Source organism: Amycolatopsis tucumanensis, from assembly GCF_021654135.1.
In the GTDB taxonomy this organism is placed as follows: domain Bacteria; phylum Actinomycetota; class Actinomycetes; order Mycobacteriales; family Pseudonocardiaceae; genus Amycolatopsis_E; species Amycolatopsis_E tucumanensis.
Genome location: NZ_JAKGSD010000034.1, coordinates 1 through 18,909 on the forward strand (window position 1 = coordinate 1; position 18,909 = coordinate 18,909).

Genomic DNA, 18,909 nt, shown 5'->3' on the forward strand with positions numbered 1-18,909 from the left:
CACAACCCAAGATCAAACCAGGTCGAATCTCCAACTTTGAGGACACGTCCTAGGGGAGGTACTCGCTGAACCAGGCGGCCGCGAGCTGGGCGACCCGCTCCAGCGCGCCGGGTTCCTCGAACAGGTGCGTCGCCTTCGGGACGATCTCCATGTCGTGCCGTCCGCCCAGCTCGGCGGCCGCCGACTGGTTCAGGCGCAGCACCTCCTCGTCCCGCGCGCCGACGATCAGCAGCGTCGGGCACCGCACCTGGGCGAGCGCGTCGCCGGCCAGGTCGGGGCGTCCGCCGCGGGACACGACCGCTTGCACGCGGTCCGGTTCGGCCGCCGCGGCCCGCAGCGCGGCGGCCGCGCCGGTGCTCGCCCCGAACAGGCCCAGCGGCAACCCGGCCGTCTCCGCGCGCCGGGACAGCTCGGCCATCGCCGCGCGCAGGCGTTCGGTCAGCAGGTCGATGTCGAACCGCCGGTCGCCGTGGTCCTCGTCCGGGCTGAGCAGGTCGAACAGCAGCGTGGCGAACCTGTTGTCCTGCAGCTCGCGCGCCACCGCGATGTTGCGGGCGCTGTGCCGGGAACTGCCCGAACCGTGGGCGAACACGACGACCCCGATCGCGTCGGACGGGACCGTCAGATCGCCCTGGAGCCCGGGGTCGACGGTGAGCGGAACGGTCATGACGTCTCCAGCAGTTCGATGACCTCGTCGTCGCCGGTCTGGCGGAAGTCGGCGTACCACTGTCCGACCGACCGGAAACCGTGCGGCGCCAGCAGGCACAGCACCTCGTCGGCGTCGCTCTTCAACGCCGCCGCGGCGTCCGGCGCGCACACCGGCGCGGCGAAGACCAGGCTGTGCGGCCGGTCCGCGCGCAACGCCCGCAACGCGGCCCGCGCGGTCACGCCGGTCGCCAGCCCGTCGTCGACCACCAGCACGTCCCGTCCGGTCCGCGGCTGCGGCGGACGTCCGCGCTGGTAGACCACGGCGCGGCGGCGAGCTTCGGCGCGTTCGGCCCGGCACACCGCCTCCAGCTGCGCCGGCCGCAGCCCGAGCATCGACAGCGACCGCTCGTCGTAGTAGGGCGGGCCGTCCGGGGTGACCGCGCCGACGCCGAACTCCGGCTGGCCGGGCGCGCCGATCTTGCGGGCGACCGCCACGTCGAGCGGCGCGCCCAGCACCTGGGCGACCGCGTGACCGACGACCACCCCGCCGCGCGCCAGCCCCAGCACCAGCGGATCGCGCCACTCGCGTTCGGCGAGCAGCTCACCCAGCCGCAGACCCGCCTCGTGGCGGTCGCGGTACTCGTGTCGCCGCCTCATGCCACAGGTCTACCCCTGCCGGAGATCGTCAACCAGGCTCACCGCGGCGCTTGCGGTGCACGACCCAGGCCAGGTCGGTCACCATCCCCACCGCCACCAGGGACATCAGCACCGTCACCCACCACATCTCGATCGTGGCGAACAGGACGGCGGCCCCGGCGGCGAGGAGGATGCCGATGGCGGCGAGCCAGATCCGCAGCGTCAGCGCGCTGTACGCCGGCGCGGCGCCACCGAAACCGGCGGTCGGATCGTGGTAGTCCGGCAGGCCCCGCTGGTACTCCTCGCGGCTGCGAGGCCGCTCACGCGGGATTCGCATGCTCCCCGGCTACCCGCCGGGCCCGCCGCGGACACGTGGCCGCCCTCACCCGGTCCGGCGACGAGCCGTTTGGCTCGCCGCGCACTGGGTTACCGTGGCCGCGAACCCCATTCCGCCAGGAAGGAACACCCAACGCCGATGAGGCCGGCCAAGCACCTGACCCGGCGACTGCTGCTCGTACTGGCCGCCGGGGCCCTGCTCGCCGCGGTGGTCGTCTACGCCGGCGGCGACGAGGCCGAGCAGCAGCCCCCGGCCGCCGCTCCGACCACCGCGCCGCCGCCGCAGCCGCGCATCGCCGCCGCCGAGGGGCCGGACGCGTGCGCCACCGTGATCGGCGAACTCACGCCCCGCCAGCGGCTCGCGCAGCTGGTCGTCGTCGGGGTCGACGCGTCCGACCCGCAGGGCGCGGCCGACCTCGTGCGCACCGAGCAGGTCGGCGGGATCTTCCTCGGCGGCAACGCCACCGCGCTGCTCGAGAACAAGGCACTCGACCAGGTCCAGCAGGCCGGGCGGCTGCCGGTGTCCGTCGCGGTCGACGACGAGGGCGGCCGCGTCCAGCGGCTCGACGACCTGGACGGGTCGATCCCCAGCGCCCGCAAGATGGCCGCCACGATGACCACCGGCGAGGTCCGCGAGCTCGCCCGGGAGCGCGGGCGGGCGATGGCCGCGCGCGGGGTGACCGTCGACTACGCGCCGGTCCTCGACCTTACCGACGGCGCCGCCGGCGACGTCATCGGCGACCGCTCCTTCAGCGCCGACCCGGACACCGCGCGCCGCTACGCGCAGGCCTTCGCGGCGGGCTTGGAGGACGCCGGGATCCAGCCGGTGGTCAAGCACTTCCCCGGTCACGGGCACGCGACCGGCGACTCGCACAAGGGCTCGGTGACCACCCCGCCGCTGGACGAACTGCGCGAGAACGACCTGGTGCCCTACCGCAACCTCGCGGACTTCGGCTCCGCCGCCGTCATGGTCGGCCACCTCGACGTGCCCGGCCTGACCGGTGGCGAGCCCGCGTCGCTGTCGCCCGCGGCCTACCAGCTGCTGCGCGGCGAGTTCGGCTTCGACGGCCCGGTGCTGACCGACGACCTCGGCGCGATGAAGGCGGTGACCCAGCGATACCCGCTGCCGCAGGCCGTGGTGAAGGCCGTGCAGTCCGGCGCGGACCAGGCGCTGTGGTCCTCGGGTGGCCGGGTGACGACGGTGCTGGACGCGATGGAGAAGGCGACGGCCGACGGGACGCTGTCCGCCGAGCGGGTGACCGACGCGCTCACCACGGTCCTGCGCGCCAAGCACGCGTGCTGAGAAGTGGGGCGGCTGCGCCGGCCGGCTCCTCGACGCTGAGGGTCCGGCCGACGCAGCGGGATCTGGGGCGTGTCGCCGCGGGAAAGTCTACGTAACCTTCGCGGCAGCTCAAGGTCTCGTGTTCGGATCGAAATAGTCCCTGGTCAGGCGGCACCCTGCATGATCTCGTGCCGTTGCGGCCAGTGCGACCAGAACGCCCCGGTGTAACCGAGCTCGATGAGCTTGAGCAGGAACGGGTTGTCCGCGTAGTTGTTGTCGTCCTCGGTGATGCCGGGCAGGGTCGGCAGCATCACGCGGTGGTACTCCGACGCGGGCACCAGGTCCCACAGCATCTGCACGCTGTTCACCCACCGCCCGTTCGGCGACGCGATGGTCGCCGGGTCCTCCGGCAGGTCCGGCGACAGGAAGTAGACCGGGCGGAAACGGCCGTCGCGGTCGAAGGCGAACTGCCGCTCGTACTCGACGATCGATTCGCACATCGCCCGCGGCTTGAGCACGATCGGCTCGACCGCCGAGTCCGACTGCAGACCGGGCAGCGTGCGACGGCCGGCGCACTGCTCCGCCATCCGGATCCCCAGTGGCGAGTAGGGAAACGCGCGGATGCCGAGGCTGTAACCGGCGACCGCGACGTCCAGGTCGAGCGTGCGGCGGACCGCCTCGGTCATCGTCACCGCTGTCTCCCCTGGCATGCCGAGCAGGACCTCGACCATCACCGGCAGCTCGACCTTGGCGATCTTGGCGCACAACGCGCGCACGTCGTCGAAGGTGTAGAACCGGCGGCCGCCGTCGGAGACCTTCCAGCCGTCCAGCACGTCGTCGCGCACGTGGTCGGGCGCGAGGTTGATGCCCGCGCACCCGGCCCGCACGAGCAGGTCGAGCAGCTCGTCGTCGAACGGCGTCGGCTGCGCGTAGATCCACAGCTTCAGGTTGTGCAGCGGCGTGGAGTGGTCGGTGTCGCGGCGGCGGATGATCTCGCGGAGCACGTTCTTGCTGTGCGCGATGACGAGGTTGAACTCGCTGTCGGTCGTGTGCAGGTCGTACACGCCCTGCGCGGTCAGCGCCTCCATCTCGTCGACCACGCACTCCACGGCGCGGCGCGTGAAGTGGGTGCCCTTCGCGTCCGGCTCCACGCAGTGCGCGCACGAGTAGGCGCAGCCGTTCTTGGTGAGGATGTTGCCGAGCCCGCCGCCGCGGTAGTAGCGCAGGTTGTCGACCTTCCACGGCTCCCCGGACCGGCGGGTGTAGCTCGTGGTCGTGTTGATCGGCGAGGACAGCGGGCGGCCGCGGCGGCCGAGCTGCGGCACGACCTTCTCCACCCGCCCGCCGCCGCGGTTGACCAGGAGCCCGGGCACGGTATCCGGCGGTTCCCCGGACAGCAGCGCATTCGCCAGGCCGACGATGATTTCCTCACCCGGCCCCTTCACCCCGAATGGGATGCCGAAATAGTCGACCAACGCGAACGGCATCGAGGAAAAACCGACACCGCCCGCGATGATCGGGGCCGCGCTGTGCATTTTGATCTCGTCGATGATGGCGCGGTGGTCGCCGAGGAAACCGCGTTGCTGTTGCGCGTAGATCGTGTCGGTGTTGCGCACGGTCACCCCAACCAGCATCGGCGTGTGGCTCGCGAAGTACTCGCGCAGCACGGTCCACCAGTCGTCCCGCCGGAACGTGAGGTCCACGACGTCCACATCGAACCCGTCGGCCTCCAGCGAGGTCGTCAGGATGTCCAGCGCGTACGGCGTGATCGGGGGATGGACGAGATTCGGGTTGACCAGTGTGACCAAAGACTTTCCCATGGGACTCCCACTCCTGCGCGAAAAAGAGCACAACTTTCGCTGCAAAAATGGCAAAAGCGGGATGGGGAAATCAGGGGTTGTGTTTCACTGGCGCCGTCGCCACTGCTTCGCCGTGCGCGCGGCGGCACGCAACTCGTCCGGGGGCACCTCCAGCACCCGGCTCAGGTGGCTCTGCCAGTACGGGCCGGGCACGCGCTTGCCCCGCTCCCAGCGCGAGACCTCGCCACGGCCCAGGCTCTCGTTGCCCGAGACCGTGACGAGTTCGTCCGCGAGCTGGTACTGGGTCAGCCCGCGCTCGTGCCGCGCGGACCGGATCAACCGGCCGATCGGCATCGAGTCGCGGGCGGCCACGGCAGCGTCGGCGCTCATGACGCGGAAGCTACGAGCGCCGGCCCGCCGACACGATTTGTCCGGCGCACGGTTTTGTCCTCATCACGCACGATTCGCCCCTTCACAACTCCAGTAGACGTCCAGACCGTCTGTGCAACGTCGCGTTGGGTGATTCACCGAACCGCTCCCGGTAGGCCGCCGCGAAGCGGCCGTGGTGCATCAGCCCGTACTTGCTCGCGATTTCCCCGACTGTCGTGACCTCGACCTGAGCGGCCGACAACTCGTCGTGCACCCGCTGGAGCCGCACACCGCGCAGGTACTCGCTGGGCGAGCTGCCCAGCTGCTCCCGGAAAGCCTTCTGCAGCGCCCGCACACTCACCCCGGCCTGGTGGGCCAGGCTGCCCGGCGTGTGCGGGGCCTCCGGATGGCTGTGGATCAGATCGAGCGCCGCCCGCAGCGACCGCGAGGGCACCGGGCGGTCCCGGCCCTCGATCATCGCCGTGTAGTTGTGCGGCTGCGCGAGCAGCAACCCGGTGATCAGGTTGCGCTCGAACTGCTCGACGGCGGCCGGGTGGGAGAGCATCGTGTCCGGCTGGTCCAGCTCCGAGACGCCGTAGGCCAGCTCCCGGTACCAGCTGCGGCCGTAACCGCGGGTGATGTCCATGCCCAGCCGGAACCGCACGGGCTCCGACACCGAACCGCCGATGAGCTCGGCCAGGCGCGCCTCCAGCGCCGGCCGCTCGATCCGGATGACGAACTGGGCGCAGTCGTCGGACAGCCGCATCCGCAGCGGGTCGTCCGTGCCGACCACACCGGCCGTGTCCGGCGCGGAGTTGATCTGCTCGCGTCCGCACTGGACCATGCCCCGGCCGATCACCGGAGCCAGAACCACGTAGAAGGAGCCGAGCTCGCCGGGTTCGACGCGCACGTCGGTGCCGTAGGCGACCACGGCGATCGCCACGTTCTCCAGGCGACGGCAGTTGACCTTGGTGTTCAGCCGCGGGTTGCGGCCGAGCGTGTTCATCGAGTGTGGGCAGAACAGGCGGCCCACCCGCTCGCGGGTCTCGTCGACGTCTCGCGAGTGGAAGAGCCGGTACTTGTCCAGTGGCAGTACTGTCATGTCCCGGGCAGTCGAAAAGATCAACGTACGGTGGCGCCGACTCCCATACACCTCCAATGCACCACTCTCCGTTGTTAGGCGTTCAATTGCTACCGACGAACGGGCGAACTTGCCATGTGCAATTTGCATCCGACGCGTCGGACCCCAGTTGATCAGGGGTTTTACTATTCGGCGGCCGGTCGCAGGACCGCCGTGAACTGTCGAAGGGCACCTCCCTGCTCGACGATGCGGTAGCCGGTCAGCTGGTCCGCCTTCGACCAGACGCCCTCGGCCACGTCGACGACGTGTTCGAGGTGGCTCAGGGTGTAGACCCGGCGCGGCAACGTGAACCGCACCAGCTCGCGCGGCGCGGGCACGTCCGGCCCGCCGTCGGGGTCCCGCCTGCCGAAGACGAGCGTCCCCAGCTCGGTCACCCGCACCCCGCCCGCCAGGTAGAGCGCGTTGGCGAAGGCGGTCGCGGGCAGCTGCTGCGGCGGGATATGCGGCAGCATCGCGCCCGCGTCGACGTACACCGCGTGGCAGCCGGTCGGCTGCAGCACCGGCAGTCCCGCCAGGCCCAGCTGCTCGCCGAACCAGCGCGCGCACTCCGCGCGGTACCGCAGGTAGTCCGGTTCGACGACCTCCAGCAGCCCCTCCGCGAGCGCCTCCAGATCGCGCCCGGCGAGACCGCCGTAGGTCGGAAACCCCTCGAACGCGATGAGCTGCTCGCGGGCGCGGGCGGCGAGACCGGCGTCGCGCAACGCGATCAGCCCGCCGATGTTGGCCATGCCGTCCTTCTTGAGACTGGCCCAGCAGCCGTCCGCGAGCTCGAAGACCACGCGGGCCACCTCGCGCGGCGACAGGTGCCCGTAGCCGTCCTCGCGCTCGGTCACCAGGTACGCGTTCTCGGCGAAGCGCGAGGCGTCCAGGTAGAGCGGAACGCCGTGGTCGTCGCAGAGCTGCCGCACGTCCTTGACGTTGCGCACCGAGACCGGCTGCCCGCCGCCCGCGTTGTTGGTGATGGTGAGGACGACGCACTTCACGCGGTCGGCCGAGGTGCGCAGCAGGTCCCGCAGCCTGCCGGTGTCCAGGTCGCCGCCGAACGGGTTCAGCTCCCCCGGCGCGACCGGCACCGGCAGGTCGACCGCCTGCGCGCCGGCCGCTTCCACGCTGGCGCGCGTGCTGTCGAAGTGCGTGTTGCTGACCGAGATGTCGCCGGGCCGCAGCAGCAGGCCGAGCAGGATCCGCTCGGCCGCGCGTCCCTGGTGGACCGGCAGGATCTCGCCGTAGCCGGTCAGGTCGCGCACGACGGCCTCGAACCGCTCGAACGACCGCGCGCCGGCGTAGGACTCGTCGCCCCGCATGAGCGCGGACCACTGCGCGGCCGACATCGCCGCCGTGCCGGAATCGGTCAGCAGGTCGATGGTGATGGCACGGGCGGGCACGCGGAAGAGGTTCCAGCCCGCCGCCACGAGCGCGTCGCGGCGCTCCTCCGCGGTGGGGAACGGGATCGGTTCGACCGCCTTGATCCGGAACGGCTCCATGAAGGGCGGCACGGGCGGCTCCTCGCTGGTCAATTCGGACAACCAGACCAGCCTGGAGCGACCGCCGGGCGTGGCGGTAGGGGCCAGTTCGGGCCCATGGTGAGCTGGGACACAATCGGCGCGCGAACGGGCCGCCCGGCCCGGCGACGGCGGAGGATTCACGTGTGGAAGCAGCGGCCGACGACGTAGGCTTCGCCTTTCAACCGCTCTACAGCCTGTACACCGGCGGCGTCGTCGGTGTCGAAGCCCTCGCCCGGCCCGCCACCGGGCGGATCCACGACCTCCTGCGCGCCGCCCAGCGCCGCGGACGCCTGGTCCACGTCGACGCCGGCCTCGCCGCGCAGGCGGTCCTCGCCGAGGCCACCCACGAGACGCTGCTCCCCCTGCACCTGAACCTGATCGCGCTGTCGGCCGCGGCGCCGCAGCTGGTGCTGGACCCGCTGCTCGAATCGCTCGGGCGCACCGGTCGCCGTCCACGGGAGATCGTGCTGGAGATCGGCGCGCCGTTCCACGGCGTCTCGCCGAAGGCGCTGCTCGCCGGACTGGAGCGGTTCGCCGAGCTGGGTTTCCGCCTGGCCTTCGACGGGCTCGGGTCCGGCGACCTGCCGCTGAACCTGCTCGCCGAAGCCGGCGTAGCCCTGGTCAAGCTCGACCGCACGACGCTGCGGCGGCTGCCTGGCGAGGCGGCGGCGGTCGCGCTGGTCGAGTCGCTCGTGCACTTCACCTCGCGGACCGGCATCCGGCTGGTGGCGACCGGGATCGAGGCCGAGGAGCAGCTGTCGGCGGCGCGGCGGCTGGGGGTGCGGATCGTGCAGGGCAACCTGTTCGCCCCGGCCCGCGCCAACGCGATGCCCTCCGGTCTGGTCACCGCGCCGCCGGGGCCCGCGACGCCGGTGCCGCTGACCAGGGCGGCCGCGCCGCGCGTGGACGACTTCCGGCACCCCGCGACGACGCTGCCCGACGACGCGACGTGCGACGAAGTCCGGCGGGTGCTGCTGGACCACGACGCGCCGAGCGGGATCGTCGGGATCGACCCCGCCGGACGGCCGCGGTGGTCGATCGACCGCGCCCGGTTCCTGCTGGACCTGACCGGCCCGTACGGGCACGCGCTGCACGCGAACAAGGCGGCCGCGCGGCTGGCCGACCCGCCGCGCACCATCCGCACCGGAGCGGGCGCGCTGGAGCTGCTCGACCTGGTCGCCGACGCCGACCTGACCCGCACCGCCGACGACATCATCGTGGTCGGCGCGGACGGCGAGTGCCTCGGCGTGGTGTTCGTGACCGAGATCGTGCGCGCGATGGCCGAGGCGAAGATCGAGGAGGCGGCCGCGCTGAACCCGCTGACCCGGCTGCCGGGCAGCGACACCGTCGCGCGCGAGGTGGACCGCCGCATCGCCGCGGGGCGGCCGCTCGTCGTGGCGTGGCTGGACGTCGACTCGTTCAAGCGCATCAACGACACGGTGGGCTTCGCGGCGGGCGACGACCTGATCCGGGCGCTGGGGCGGACGCTGACGGATCTGGCGGCGAAGCTGCGCAGCGTCACGGTGAGCCACGTCGGGGGCGACGACTTCCTGATCGCCTGCGACATCGACGAGATCCCGGCCGTCGCGGACACCCTGCTGGGCACCCCGTGGACGGCCGAGCACCTCACGGTCACGGTCTCGCTCGCGACGGTCGTGTGCGCCGGCACGGCGGCGAAGTCCTACCGCGAGGTTTCCCGGCTGCTGGCGCCGCTGAAGAAGCGCGCGAAGGACGTGCCGGGGTCGAGCTGGGTGAACAGCTGGCCGGGCACCGACCGTTTCGAGATACTGCGTGGACAGGGCCACGACTCAATGCGCGTCCCAAATCAAGTCCGCTGACAATTGTGCGCCCGTTCTGGCTAACCCGCTCGGGTGACGACAGTGAACAACTGACGAATTCGGCGACCGTTTCGCATTTCGCCACCCGGTAGGGTGACAGTGCAGGCGTCTTCGTGATCAACCCCGTCATAGCGCGCACAGGCGCATCTTGGAGCAACCGTGAAATCCGCCCCTTTTAACGCCGTTCTACCTTCCTCCCGTGACCGTCCCAGAGTTCGATCCCACCGCGAAGCCGGGGTACATCTACGAGATGATGGCGGACCACCTGGAGGCCCGCATCGAGGCCGGTGAGCTGCGCCCGAACACGCCGCTGCCGGCGGAACGACGACTGGCCACCGAGTACGGCGTCTCACTCGGCACGGCGCGCCACGCAACCCAGATCCTCCGTGAACGCGGTCTGGTGTTCACCATCCGCTCAAAGGGCACCTTCATCGCCGACGAGAATCGGAGAAGGCGCCATCAAACGTGAGAGCTGCTCAGAGTAACAGCAGAAAGGCGGTAGTCCTACACCGATACACCCACTACTTCCGCACGAATAGTGTCAAACTAGAGTGCGGATGCACGTGCATTAGCGCCACCGGTGTTGCTTGAGGAGTGATCGTGGTTCCCGATCTGCCCGCGAACCCGCTGTCGATCGAACTCACGCTCACACACAGCCGTTTTTGGTGGCAGATCGACGACGAGGACGAGCAGCCGGAACAATGGGACGCGTCAGCCGACGTCTCTGAGCTCGACATCTGCCCGGTTGACCTGCGCCACGTCGGGACCATCTCACTCGTTATCGCGGATTTGACGAAAGAGCGCAACCTGCTCGACTCGGTGGTACTCGGTGAGTGGGCACTGGAGTTCATCGCCGAGACTGTGATCGACCCGGACCAGGGCAAGCTCCACCCGGAACTGGACGCGCAGATCAGTCAGGGGCCGCCGCGAATGGTCATCCTACGGCGCGTCGAGCTCGTCGAGCCGTGGCGCGGTCACGGCTTGGGGGCCGCCCTCATTGCCAGCGCGCTGCGCATACTGTCGCCCAACGCCCGTCTCGCCGCTTGCCGGGTCTCGCCCCTTGATTTCGCCCGTCCCGGTTCGGATCGGATCGCTGCGGAACTCTCCAGCCTTCGAGCTGGCAACATGCTGGAGCGCATCGGGTTCCAGCGCTGGCGAGGTGTCCACCTCGTCGACTTGCGCGACGCAGCGCTGGTGGACGCTCGCATGGACTTACTGGACCAGTGGTGGCCTCGCCAGGACGAGGACTGACAGCCGCGCTAGACGGACGACCCCCGGCGCTGCGTCTGCTGCGGCGTTTCGCCGAACCTTCGTAGATACCACTGCTGGAACTGCTCGTTGTCCCGGAAACCCATCCGGTCCAGGGCAGCTGTGAATTCCCTGAGCCCGCCACCCGATTCCAGGAGAAGCGCGTGCACGCGGTCCAAACGCACCCCACGCAGGAACTCGTGCGGGAGACAGCCTTCGTACCGTTCGAAGGCCACCAGGAGATCTTTCAACCCAGTACCTGCCTCCGCGGCGTACTCGCTCATGGTTGTGTCCGCCACCGGATTCGTGCGCATGAGCAACTTCACGAAGTTCACGGTCTCGAATCCGACGACAGACCGTTCTCCTTCGGTTGTCGCTTCGCTGTGCTCATGGGACTGGTTGCGCAACAGCCAATCGACGAAGACGTGATCCGCATAGCGAGCGAACCTTGAGCGTCCCCCGACGAAGAACCGGTTGACGGTGGTCGCGAGCGTGTGCCCCGGATCGGCGACCAAGGCAACCTCCGGGCTGAAGGTGATCGTGTCGTTGGGCCAGAACCCCGCCAGACGCACGAGCCTTCCGTGCATGACGTGCTGCTCGATCCTCGCCACCTTCAACAGGCAGTCCGCCTCCGGCGCGATGGCGAACTGCTGGTCCGGGGACACGGTTACGATGCCGCCTGGCCCGACATCGAGGTACGCGCCGCTGTGCCGGCACATGCATCGTCCCTGCAGGACGATCAGCGAGACGTAAGCGTGCCTTGGCGTGTTGAGCCGGGCAATGACCGGTGCGCCGTACGTCAGCATCGCCGACACCGCGCTGGTGCCGCTCCGAGTTCGCATGCGCATGTCGATCTCGACATGCTCGCCGGTCCGCCTCAGCTCGTGCTGTCCGAAGATCGGTTCGACGGCGGAGCGGGCCAGGGCGAGATCCCGGGTTCGGAAGTACGAGTCGGCCATCGTGCGTCCTCCTCATTGACGGAGCGTCAGGTCCGGCGTCTCGCCGAACGCGGCTTGGTACCAGGGGACGAAGGAGTGCACATCGAACCCCCAGCGTTGCGTGACTTCGTTCAGCGTGACCTCGCGGGGGTCAGCAGTGAGCAGATCCCGCCGAGCGCGTTGCAGACGAACCCCCAACAGGTGATCAGCGAGGGTCGCGCCGCGGTGATGCTTGAACGCGGCCCTCAGGTGGCGCAGGCCTACGCCGAGGTCTCGCGCGACCGCGATCTCCGTCGGCGGCACCCCGGACCCCGTCTCGATCAGCTCCACCGCACTCCGGACCAGTCGTGCGGAAGCCGGCTTCACGGGCTCGTCGATCACCGAGCTGTAGTTGTTGTGCTGGACAGCGAGAAGCTGGAAGATCATCGCCTGCTCGAACCTGTCGATACGGACCGGGGAGACCAGCACCGCATCCCGCTTGTCCACACGTGCGACGCAATCCAGCAAGGACCTGTACCAGGATCGGGGCGCGCCGTAAGCCACGTGCATGCCCAGCTCGAACCGTACGGGCTGCCGGAGATCCTCACCGAGGAACCCCGTGAGCACGGTTTCGACTGCGGACGAGTCAATCCGGAGGAGGACCAGACAGCTGTCCGCCGTCAGGGACATCCGAAGCGGTTCCCGGGACGAGCTCACCACGATGCGATCACGAGTGGCCAGGACTTGGTCCTGGCCCGAGCTGACGGTGCCCTGTCCACGCAGGTGTGCCTGGACCACGGAGAAGGAGCCGGTCTCGCCCGGCTCCACGAGAACAGGTGCACTGTACTCCACGTAGTTGACCACGAGGTGGTGCAGCCTTGTCGAGTTCATCCGCGCGTCGAGGGGCCAACGAGGATCGATCACGTCGAGGCGGTGCGGACAGAGCACTCGCGACATCTCGTCCCTGACCTCGTCAAGATCACGGGACCGAAAGAGTGCGAACTGATCTAATGGTCGTTGTTGCATGATCTACTATTCATCGCGAAGGCGGATAATCGATCAAGGCCACGCGGTTTGCTCGCTTGACCCTTCTCAGCCATGAAGAACGAAGTTCAACGGCCTTCATAGTACTCACGGCGGAGCGGCGAACAAGGCCGCCCGGGGAGCAGAACCGAGTTTATTCCGCCGCGATCACGAGGAGTTCCGCGATGTGCACGGCACGTACGTGCGACTTTCGCTTGCGCAATCCAGTCCGCAGTTGCCGGAGGCAGCCCGGGTTCACGGCAACAACATAATCGAGGTTCGCCCGCTCAATCTCGTCGATCTTCGTTTCCAGAATCCTCTGACTGTCTCGCGGACGAAGGATCGAGTACGTACCCGCCGCACCACAACAAGTCGCCGCGGACGGCAGCTCGACGTACTCGGCGACGACACGGAGGAGCTCGCGAGGTTGACGGGAGACCCCGAGACCATTTCGCAGATGACACGAATCCTGCAAGGACACGCGCGCCGGCCGGTTCCCGATAGTCACCTGACCTTCCGGCACACCACTTTCTACCAGATACTCACTGAATTCCCTCACCCGATTCCGGCCCAGTTGGCGCGCGAGGTGGGCAGCGCACCCGCCGGAGGTTGTGACGATCACCCCACCAAGTCTGTCTCCCAACGCTTTCGCCATCAGCGCACCTGCCCGGGAGTCACCGTTGTGCGCGTGGAGCGCACCACAACAACCCTGGTCGGCCGGTACCGCAAGGGCAGGCACCAGCCGCTTCGCCGCCCGGGACACCTGCGGGAACAGGCCTCGCTCAGCACATCCCAGCATGAGCGAAGGCCCATCCTTCGTCGCCGGACTCCGTGCATGCCTGCGGAACCACCCCTGGGCCCGCACCACCCGGGTCTGGGCGACCAGGAACATCAAGAGCCGCGCACGGAGCGGAGCCTTGCTGCCCCGCCACTGATGATCGCGCCACTGTTCGAGCAGATCCCCGTACTGGACCCCGGCTGGGCACACCGGTTCACACGCGCGGCATCCCAGACAGTACGCGGCTTGTTCCGCCAGTGTCGGGTCCTGGCCGTCGAGCTCCCCGGATTCCAGCGCTCTCATCAGCAAGATCCGTCCACGCGGCGAAGCCGCTTCCTGCCGAGTGGCCTGATACGTCGGGCATGCCGGAAGGCAGAACCCGCACGAGATGCACCGGGCCAGCAGCTCATTGTCGAAGATCATGATCCGAGCTTCCCGGGATTGAGGATTCCGGCTGGATCGAATGCCCTTTTGATCCGGCGCAGAAGTTCGACCTGTTCCTGCCCCAGACGTTCGCCGAGGAACGGCAGTTTCACCGCACCAACGCCGTGCTCACCGGTGATGGTGCCATCCAGGCGAATGGCAGTGCGGAAGATTTCGGCGAAAGCCTTGTGCGCACGCTCCACGGCGTCGCCGTCATCGGGGTCGAGGACACACGTCGGATGGAGGTTGCCGTCTCCAGCATGCCCGAAAGTGGCGATCCGGATATCGAAACGGTCGGCGATCTCGTCGATGCGGCTCACCATTTCCGCCAGCCTGGGTCTGGGCACGCTCACGTCCTCGAGGATCGTGAGCGATCCGAGCCGCGACAGCGCCGGCAAGGAGCACCTGCGCGCCGCGAGCAGTGCTTCCGACTGGGCGACGTCCGGCGCGACCGTGACCTCGATCGCGCCGGCCTCCGTACAGATCCGCCGCATCCGGGACATGTTTCCTGTGACGACTTCGGCCGGGCCGTCGTCGCCGAAGAGCAACATGGCACCGGCCTCGCGTCGCAACCCCAGTCCGGTGTAGTCGTCGACGACGCCGATGCACTTCTTGTCGAGGAACTCCAGAGTCGCCGGAACGATCCCGTTCGCGATGATCTGGCCCACGGCGTGGGAAGCGGCCTCGAGTGACTCGAAATAGGCTACTCCAGTCAGTGTTTCGGCTGGTTTTGGCAGGAGTGCGACCGTCGCCTCCGTGATCACGGCAAGCGTGCCTTCAGACCCGGTGAGCAGGCGGGTCAGGTCGTAGCCTGCGACATCCTTCCAGAGCCGCCCACCGGTGCGGATCACCTCGCCGGTGGGGAGGACCGCCTCCAACCCCAGTACGTAGTTCCGAGTCACCCCGTATTTCAGGCCGCGAAGACCGCCCGCGCACGTGGCGATGTTGCCGCCCACGGTCGCGGTCACGCGGCTGCTCGGATCAGGCGCGTACAACAAGCCTCTGGCTTCGGCGCAGTCGGCGAGGCGAGCGGTCGTCACGCCCGGTTGGACCCGGGCGAGCATCTCGTCCGTGCTGATCTCGACGATGTGCGTCATACGGGTCATCGACAGCACGACCCCGCCGCGAACCGGAACGGTCGCAGCACACAGGTTCGAGCCCGCACCGCGGGGCACCACGGGAACTCCGCGGTCGCTCGCGAGGCTCAAGATCCGCGACACCTCGCTGGTGGTGCATGGGAACACCACAAGACCCGGCGGCTGGTGGAACAGCGGAGTGGCATCACGCGCGTAGACCGACAACTCCCCCGGCGCCGTCCGGACGTGGTCCGGCCCGACGATGTTGGCCAGCGCGGACGCGAAGTCGTGGTCCACGTGCGTCACGCCTGCCCGCACACAGATCGCTGCCGGCCGAGGCCGGTGATCTCGATCTCGACGACATCGCCGCTACGCAGGTACTCGAACCGCCCCGACAACGCAACCCCCTCGGGGGTTCCCGTGTTGACGAGATCACCCGGTTCGAGAACGAGGAACTGCGAAAGGTGCCAGATGATCTCGTCGACAGTGAAGATCATGTCCGAGGTCTTCGAAGCCTGGCGCGCCTCGCCGTTCACCCAGGACCGCAGCTCGAGCACCTGCGGATCCGGCACGTCGTCCGCCGTGACCAGCCAGGGGCCCAGCGGGTTGAAGGTTTCGCAGGACTTGCCCTTGGACCACTGTCCTCCGGGACGCCCCAGTTGGAAGGAGCGCTCGGACACGTCATTGGAAACCACATAGCCCGCGACGCAACTCCTGGCATCCTCCGGCGTCTCGAGGTACCGCGCGCGTTTGCCGATGACAACCCCGAGTTCGGCCTCCCAGTCGGTCTTGGCCGACCCGCGTGGGATCAGCACGTCGTCACGAGGACCGATGATGGTGTTCGGCGACTTGTGGAAGAGAATCGGCTCGCTAGGCGGCTCGTCGCCGGACTCCGCGGCGTGCGCCGCGTAGTTCTGGCCGATGCAGTAGATGGCCGACGGCCTCGCGATGGGCGGAGCGACCCGAAGCCCGCTTACGTCGATCTCGAACAACGCGTTGGTCTCCAGTGCCGCCCGCACTCGATCCGGTCCGCCTGAAGACCAGAACGCACCGTCGATCTCCGGGGTGATCGGCATGAGGTCGTAGTACCGGCCTCCCTGGCACACGACCGGGCGCTCGCTACCAGGCTCGCCCAGCTGCATCAGCTTCATCAACAACTCCGGCATTCAGGAAGTGGACGGACGGGAGTCGCCCGCGTAGGCGATGACGTCCAGTTCGAACTTGATCCGTTCGGTCAAGCAGTTCGTCAACGTGGTCCTGGCAGGTAACGGCGGCTGGAAGTACTCGGCGTAGATCCGGTTGTACTCCGGCAGGTCCTCGGCGCGTTGGAGGTAGGCGCCGACCTTGACGACGTCGCCGAGCCCGAGCCCGAGATTTGCGAGGATGCCGATGACGTTGTCGAAGGAGCGTCGCATCTCCTCCTCGAACGTGCCGGGCACGATTTGCCCATCGGAGCCCACAGCCGCCTGTCCCGACACGAAGACGAAGCCACCGGCGCTGAAACTGGGGGAAAACCGCGACTTGTTGCCGTCGAGGCTTGCCCGCTTCGCGGCCGTCATCGACCGGCTCCATCACGGAGGGCAGCCTCGAAACGGGTCAGCGCTGCGTCCAGTTCGTCGCCGCCGTGGCTCGCGGACACGTACCAGACGCCTCTGCCGGTAACCCAAATTCCGTGCTCGACCAGCGATTTCGCCAGCCTTTCATAACGAGCGAGGTCGAGTTGCTGCAGCGACCGGTAGTCGGAAACGTCGGCGTCGCCGAACGACACGTGGAACGCCGCCGGCACCCCCTGCACCCGCAACGGCAGTCCGAATTCGACACCGAGGTCCCGCAGCCCCACGATGAGGCTTCGCGAGTGTTTGGCGATCCGCTCGTACGGCGGGTCCTCCAGCAGGCTCGTCAGTGCCGCGGTTACGGCGGCTGTCGCCATGACCGAGCTGTTGAAAGTCCCGGAGTGGTTCACTTCTCCGGTTCCGAAACGGCTCATTAGCTCGCTGCGCCCCACCAGAGCAGAAACCGGGAAGCCGCCTGCCAGCGCTTTGCCGTAGGTGGCCAGGTCGGGCGTGACTCCATAACGTTCCGCGGCGCCACCCAACCCCAGCCTGAAACCGGAAATGACCTCGTCGAAGATCAGCACCGCGCCGAACTCGGTGCACAGCCGGCGCACCTCTTCCAGGTAACCCGGTTTCGGCTCGATGACTCCAGCGTTGATCATGAGTGGCTCCATGATCACGGCCGCGATCCGGTGCTGTTCCAGCGTCTCTGCCACCTGGACCGGATCGTTCCAGGGCACAACCACGAAATCGTCCAGATGACTCTCGAGCTGTCCTGCGCTCGCGGTTCCCCAGTGACCGTCTCGCGGGCTCGTCAGGACGTTGTCCAGCCAACCGTGGTAGTGGCCCTCGAACCGCAGTACCTTCGTCCGCCCTGTCGCCGCGCGAGCCAGGCGCAAGGCAGCCTGCACCGCCTCGGTACCCGAGACGCCGAACCGCACCATCTCCGCCCAACCCACAGTGCGGCAGACGAGTTCCGAAGCTTGCACCTCGAGCTCGTGCTGCCCTCCGAAGATGACGCCGTTCCGGCAGGCCTCGAACACGGCGTTGACGACAGCTTCCGGTGCGTGTCCAAGGAAGTTCGGGCCCTGGCCGAGCAGGTAGTCGACGAAGTCGCGCCCGTCGACGCTGTACAGCCAAGCCCCTTTGGCCCGCTGGATGAAATCCTGCGCGCCGCTCAATCGGACGTTGGAGTGCACTCCCCCGGGGGTTCGCAACTGCGCACGTTGCCTGAGCTCGGCGGAACGCAGGCACGTCCCCGGCGAGTCGTTGAGCATGGAAATCCCTCCCGCACCGCCGAACGGCCGACACCCCCTCCTGCCGGGAACCCGCCGAGCTGCGTTTCACTAGATAAAACTGACAATCTATTGTGCTCAAGGTACGGCTCATTCGATCAGGCCGTCAAGGGGGCGCGTTCAACCAGCGGTGAAGCCCTTGGCCCCCTGACAGTCGATCGCGCAGCTGACTAAGCTCTGAAACAATCACATTGGCAACCGAAACGAGGAGGAAGACGTGGCTCGCCGTCGCAAGCAGGACCCGGACGACACCGCTTCGGGCGGAAGCGCTCGCGTAGAAGAGGAGCGCGACTACTCGGTACGCGCCGTCGAACGCGTATGCCTGATCTTGAACCTGCTGCAGGAGTCCGTCGACGGCATCACCCTCAACGAGGTCGCCCAGACGACCGGCTTGCCGAAGTCCTCGGCGTTCCGCTACCTCTGGACTCTGGAGAGCCACCGCTACGTCGAGCGCGACGAGGAACGCGGTCTGTTCCGCCTCGGCCTCGGCTTCGTCGGGATGCAGTCGAGGCACCTCGAGATCCTGCGCGAACGCGCGCGCCCGTCACTCGCAGCGCTGCGCGACGAATTCGGCGAGACGGCGAATCTGGGGCTCCTCGACGGGGACCACGTCATATACATCGACATCGTCGAGAGCAGGCGTGGCGTGCGCCTGGCCGCCGCGCGCGGCGATCACGATCCCCTGCACTCCACCGCGTTGGGCAAGGCGATCGCGGCGCACCTTCCCGAGGACCGGGTTCGCAGCCTGCTGGAGACCACGGGGCTACCTCCTCGGACGTCCAGCACGATCACTTCGCTGGACGACTACTTGGATGAACTCGCCAAGGTGCGCCGCGCCGGCTATGCCGTGGACAACGGGGAGAACGAGGAGGACGGTCGCTGTGTCGCGGTACCGCTTCTCGCGACACACCTGCCGGCAGCGATCAGCGTGAGCGGGCCTGCCTCCCGTTTCTCCATGCAGGACGTGAAGCGAGTGGCCAAGACGCTGATCGAGGTGGCTGCGGGGATCGCCACGAACCCGTTGACCGAGGAGCGTTGATCC

Annotated in this window: 19 protein-coding genes; 5 read left to right on the plus strand and 14 right to left on the minus strand. The window is 68.3% G+C overall.

All coding sequences use genetic code 11. The features are described 5' to 3' along the window. Nucleotides 1-49 precede the first annotated feature (49 nt). Genes L2C96_RS28310 through L2C96_RS28320 form a run of 3 tightly spaced genes read right to left on the minus strand, consistent with a single transcriptional unit; the run spans nucleotide 50 to nucleotide 1,621 of the window. Nucleotides 50-667: a dienelactone hydrolase family protein gene (locus tag L2C96_RS28310; RefSeq protein ID WP_237338366.1), complete on the minus strand. Its 618-nt coding sequence runs from the start codon at nucleotides 665-667 to the stop codon at nucleotides 50-52. Next, the gene (locus L2C96_RS28315) at nucleotides 664-1,305 is read right to left on the minus strand and encodes a phosphoribosyltransferase (RefSeq protein WP_020419528.1); all 642 of its coding nucleotides are present in this window, start codon (nucleotides 1,303-1,305) and stop codon (nucleotides 664-666) included. The genes L2C96_RS28310 and L2C96_RS28315 overlap by 4 nt, the downstream gene beginning before the upstream one ends. A gap of 28 nt (nucleotides 1,306-1,333) precedes the next feature. Next, nucleotides 1,334-1,621 (minus strand): DUF6343 family protein, encoded by a 288-nt coding sequence (locus L2C96_RS28320; protein ID WP_237338367.1) that lies wholly within the window; start codon nucleotides 1,619-1,621, stop codon nucleotides 1,334-1,336. A 138-nt stretch (nucleotides 1,622-1,759) separates the two neighbouring features. On the opposite strand from L2C96_RS28320, the gene L2C96_RS28325 reads away from it, so the two are divergent. Continuing rightward, on the plus strand, nucleotides 1,760-2,923 hold the full coding sequence (locus L2C96_RS28325) for a glycoside hydrolase family 3 N-terminal domain-containing protein (RefSeq protein ID WP_020419526.1): 1,164 nt from the start codon (nucleotides 1,760-1,762) through the stop codon (nucleotides 2,921-2,923). 143 nt (nucleotides 2,924-3,066) lie between these two features. On the opposite strand, the gene tsrT is transcribed toward L2C96_RS28325, so the two are convergent. From tsrT to L2C96_RS28345, 4 genes are all read right to left on the minus strand, one after another. Further along, on the minus strand, nucleotides 3,067-4,722 hold the full coding sequence (gene tsrT, locus L2C96_RS28330; protein ID WP_237338368.1) for a tryptophan 2-C-methyltransferase: 1,656 nt from the start codon (nucleotides 4,720-4,722) through the stop codon (nucleotides 3,067-3,069). Between the two features lie 84 nt (nucleotides 4,723-4,806). Continuing rightward, nucleotides 4,807-5,091, minus strand: coding sequence for a helix-turn-helix domain-containing protein (locus L2C96_RS28335; RefSeq protein ID WP_020419524.1), 285 nt, complete (start codon nucleotides 5,089-5,091; stop codon nucleotides 4,807-4,809). An 82-nt stretch (nucleotides 5,092-5,173) separates the two neighbouring features. Further along, the gene (locus L2C96_RS28340; RefSeq protein WP_237338369.1) at nucleotides 5,174-6,172 is read right to left on the minus strand and encodes an AraC family transcriptional regulator; all 999 of its coding nucleotides are present in this window, start codon (nucleotides 6,170-6,172) and stop codon (nucleotides 5,174-5,176) included. A 164-nt stretch (nucleotides 6,173-6,336) separates the two neighbouring features. Next, on the minus strand, nucleotides 6,337-7,707 hold the full coding sequence (locus tag L2C96_RS28345; protein ID WP_237338370.1) for a tryptophanase: 1,371 nt from the start codon (nucleotides 7,705-7,707) through the stop codon (nucleotides 6,337-6,339). 152 nt (nucleotides 7,708-7,859) lie between these two features. On the opposite strand from L2C96_RS28345, the gene L2C96_RS28350 reads away from it, so the two are divergent. From L2C96_RS28350 to L2C96_RS28360, 3 genes are all read left to right on the plus strand, one after another. Then, nucleotides 7,860-9,554 carry a GGDEF domain-containing protein gene (locus L2C96_RS28350; RefSeq protein ID WP_237338371.1) on the plus strand — a complete coding sequence of 565 codons (1,695 nt, stop codon included), beginning with the start codon at nucleotides 7,860-7,862 and terminating at the stop codon, nucleotides 9,552-9,554. A gap of 199 nt (nucleotides 9,555-9,753) precedes the next feature. Then, nucleotides 9,754-10,023 (plus strand): winged helix-turn-helix domain-containing protein, encoded by a 270-nt coding sequence (locus L2C96_RS28355; RefSeq protein ID WP_020419520.1) that lies wholly within the window; start codon nucleotides 9,754-9,756, stop codon nucleotides 10,021-10,023. 131 nt (nucleotides 10,024-10,154) lie between these two features. Then, on the plus strand, nucleotides 10,155-10,805 hold the full coding sequence (locus L2C96_RS28360) for a hypothetical protein (protein ID WP_020419519.1): 651 nt from the start codon (nucleotides 10,155-10,157) through the stop codon (nucleotides 10,803-10,805). Between the two features lie 8 nt (nucleotides 10,806-10,813). Here L2C96_RS28360 and L2C96_RS28365 read toward each other — a convergent pair whose 3' ends face one another. The 7 genes from L2C96_RS28365 to L2C96_RS28395 all read right to left on the minus strand — a co-directional run bounded on the left by L2C96_RS28365 (nucleotide 10,814) and on the right by L2C96_RS28395 (nucleotide 17,849). Beyond that, nucleotides 10,814-11,761, minus strand: a complete 948-nt coding sequence (locus L2C96_RS28365) for a helix-turn-helix domain-containing protein (RefSeq protein ID WP_020419518.1) — start codon at nucleotides 11,759-11,761, stop codon at nucleotides 10,814-10,816. A gap of 12 nt (nucleotides 11,762-11,773) precedes the next feature. Then, nucleotides 11,774-12,676: an AraC family transcriptional regulator gene (locus tag L2C96_RS28370; RefSeq protein ID WP_237338372.1), complete on the minus strand. Its 903-nt coding sequence runs from the start codon at nucleotides 12,674-12,676 to the stop codon at nucleotides 11,774-11,776. A gap of 220 nt (nucleotides 12,677-12,896) precedes the next feature. Continuing rightward, entirely contained in the window at nucleotides 12,897-13,943 is a 1,047-nt protein-coding gene (locus L2C96_RS28375; RefSeq protein WP_237338373.1) for a (Fe-S)-binding protein, read from the minus strand. Beyond that, complete coding sequence (locus L2C96_RS28380; protein WP_237338374.1) at nucleotides 13,940-15,316, minus strand: FAD-binding oxidoreductase; 1,377 nt, start codon at nucleotides 15,314-15,316, stop codon at nucleotides 13,940-13,942. The genes L2C96_RS28375 and L2C96_RS28380 overlap by 4 nt, the downstream gene beginning before the upstream one ends. Nucleotides 15,317-15,321: 5 nt before the next feature. Beyond that, the gene (locus L2C96_RS28385; protein WP_020419515.1) at nucleotides 15,322-16,185 is read right to left on the minus strand and encodes a fumarylacetoacetate hydrolase family protein; all 864 of its coding nucleotides are present in this window, start codon (nucleotides 16,183-16,185) and stop codon (nucleotides 15,322-15,324) included. Next, nucleotides 16,186-16,578, minus strand: coding sequence for a RidA family protein (locus L2C96_RS28390; protein ID WP_020419514.1), 393 nt, complete (start codon nucleotides 16,576-16,578; stop codon nucleotides 16,186-16,188). Then, entirely contained in the window at nucleotides 16,575-17,849 is a 1,275-nt protein-coding gene (locus tag L2C96_RS28395; RefSeq protein WP_237338375.1) for an aspartate aminotransferase family protein, read from the minus strand. The genes L2C96_RS28390 and L2C96_RS28395 overlap by 4 nt, the downstream gene beginning before the upstream one ends. 235 nt (nucleotides 17,850-18,084) lie before the next feature. On the opposite strand from L2C96_RS28395, the gene L2C96_RS28400 reads away from it, so the two are divergent. Beyond that, a complete protein-coding gene (locus L2C96_RS28400) occupies nucleotides 18,085-18,906 on the plus strand; it encodes an IclR family transcriptional regulator (protein ID WP_020419512.1) in 822 nt (273 codons plus the stop codon). Nucleotides 18,907-18,909 lie beyond the last annotated feature (3 nt).